This window comes from Rhodococcus sp. CX, from assembly GCF_015865005.1.
GTDB lineage: Bacteria > Actinomycetota > Actinomycetes > Mycobacteriales > Mycobacteriaceae > Rhodococcus.
The window spans coordinates 1-1,950 of sequence record NZ_JADZGH010000067.1 but is presented as its reverse complement, the minus strand read 5'-3'; the positions used below and the strand labels follow the sequence as shown (position 1 = coordinate 1,950).

Genomic DNA, 1,950 nt, shown 5'->3' with positions numbered 1-1,950 from the left:
CGAGGGAATCAGGTAGACCCGCGCGATGAATGTCTGGAGAAGGAAACTCAGGACGAGTGCGACGACGATCAGCAGTGGCAGTTCTCGCCAGAACGACTTCTGCTTCTTGGTTTCCCCCGAATCCTTCCGCTCTCGGGAACCGATGGTCTGTCGATCTCCGGATCCCCGCTGGGCGAGGCGGTCCTGCGACTCCGGCGCGGCCGGATCCTGCGGTGTTTCTGCCACCGGATCAGACTAGCGTCTGGGCTTCACTCGACTGCGCGGACACCACACACGCCACGAAGCCCGGTCCGGGAATGTCCGGACCGGGCTTCGTGTGAACCGTGGGATCAGGCGTGAGCGCTCAGCGCTTTTCCTTGATCTTGGCGGCCTTGCCGCGCAGGTCGCGCAGGTAGTACAGCTTGGCGCGACGCACGTCACCGCGGGTGACGACCTCGATCTTGGCGAGGTTGGGGCTGTGGACCGGGAAGGTCCGCTCGACGCCGACGCCGAACGACACCTTGCGAACGGTGAAGGTCTCGCGGACACCGCCGCCCTGACGCCGGATCACGACGCCCTTGAAGACCTGCACGCGCTCCTTCGAGCCCTCGATAACCTTGACGTGCACGTTCAGCGTGTCACCGGGACGGAACTCCGGGATGTCGTCGCGCAGGGACTTGGCGTCCAGAAAGTCCAGGGTGTTCATCGGTTGTTCATCCTCTTGTTCGCTCGAGCAGAGGAACCGAGCGGCGGCCGCCTTCGGGCGGGGCTCGACTGGTTCGTACCCAGGTCAGGTAGGCGTGCCCGATCCGGGCAACCCGTCAATTGTGCCAGATGCAACGCCGGTCGATGAAATCGGTGGGGGCGCTGCGTGCACGGTGCGGTCGAGTTCGGCTTCCGCGGCGACCCGCGAATGCTCCACACTGTCCCGCACGGTGTCGAGCGTGGGCTGCCCGGCGACGAGGTCCTGCACGAAGATCTTCGCCCGGATCATCGGCCGGCGGTAGCGGCGTTCACGGGCAATCGAGCGGCGCATCTTGCGAGCCCTGCCCTGATACCGCCACCGCGCCCACGGAGCTCCCGGCCGCGACAGGCGGATCGCGCCGACGAGCAGCAACGGCAGGAAGAACAGCCCGATCAGCCCCGTCCAGATCTTGCCCTTGAGCAGCACGATCGCCGCGAGCGCCAGGTTGATCAGCGCCGATGCGATGATGCCCGCGCGGACACCCCACGAGGTGCTTTCGTTGAAATCGGTGACGTCGGCCAGCTCCAACGGCTGCACGCCGAGCAACACCAGACCGGTCACGGCCAATGCGACGAACACCGCGTCGACCGAGACCCGTCCCTCCTCCTCCCAGTAGACGTCGTTCAGGTAGAAGATCAGCGCGAACTCGTCGAGGGTCAGGGCGGTGCCGATCCCGAAGAACGTCGCCAGCGCGGCACCGGTGACCTGGCTCCCGTTCTCGTAGACGGCGATGAGCGCACCGCCGGAGATCACCATGGTGACCACACCGAAAACGACGTGGTGCACGTGCTGACCACCCGGCGTGACGTTCCCGGGCCACCAGCGCACCTGGGCGCGGATCAGTCGCACGCTGAGCCGGATGAAGAGGAACGCAGCGAGGAACCCCAGGAGGAAGAAGAGCAGGGGCAGCCGCCCTCTGTCGATGATCTCGTGCCGGAGCCAATCGCTCATGGCGCCACCACCGTCGACCGCATGGCTCCAAGCATGTCAGGCCGGGGCCGCGCCGGTGACCCGACACGAACCCCGGCCCGCCACTTTTACTTCCCGAATCCGGCGCGGCGCAGTGCGTCGGCCATCGACCCGGAAGCGGGCGCCGAGTCGGACCGGCGATCCCGCGATCCCTGCCGTCCCCCGCCCTGCCGGCCGCCGCCCGGGTTCCCACCGCCCTGCCGCGGGTTGCGGCGCTGCTGACCGCCGGGGCGGGCTCCGCCGCGCGCGGACGGGGC

At 67.6% G+C, this 1,950-nt stretch carries 3 protein-coding genes and 1 pseudogene; all 4 read right to left on the bottom strand.

From position 1 onward, the window contains the following. Nucleotides 1-225 (bottom strand): annotated as a pseudogene (locus I0Q12_RS34820) (signal peptidase I); the annotation flags it as partial. Between the two features lie 118 nt (nucleotides 226-343). Next, nucleotides 344-685: a 50S ribosomal protein L19 gene (gene rplS, locus I0Q12_RS06970; protein WP_197251248.1), complete on the bottom strand. Its 342-nt coding sequence runs from the start codon at nucleotides 683-685 to the stop codon at nucleotides 344-346. 84 nt (nucleotides 686-769) lie between these two features. After that, nucleotides 770-1,675: a hypothetical protein gene (locus tag I0Q12_RS06965; protein ID WP_197251247.1), complete on the bottom strand. Its 906-nt coding sequence runs from the start codon at nucleotides 1,673-1,675 to the stop codon at nucleotides 770-772. Nucleotides 1,676-1,761: 86 nt separating this feature from the next. Continuing rightward, on the bottom strand, nucleotides 1,762-1,950 hold a 189-nt coding region (locus I0Q12_RS32200), incomplete at its 5' end, for a hypothetical protein (RefSeq protein ID WP_231610166.1).

Bases quoted from the DNA above. Each gene is read 5' to 3' on its own strand.
- rplS (WP_197251248.1), bottom strand. From the start codon at position 685: ATGAACACCCTGGACTTTCTGGACGCCAAGTCCCTGCGCGACGACATC.
- I0Q12_RS06965 (WP_197251247.1), bottom strand. From the start codon at position 1,675: ATGAGCGATTGGCTCCGGCACGAGATCATCGACAGAGGGCGGCTGCCC.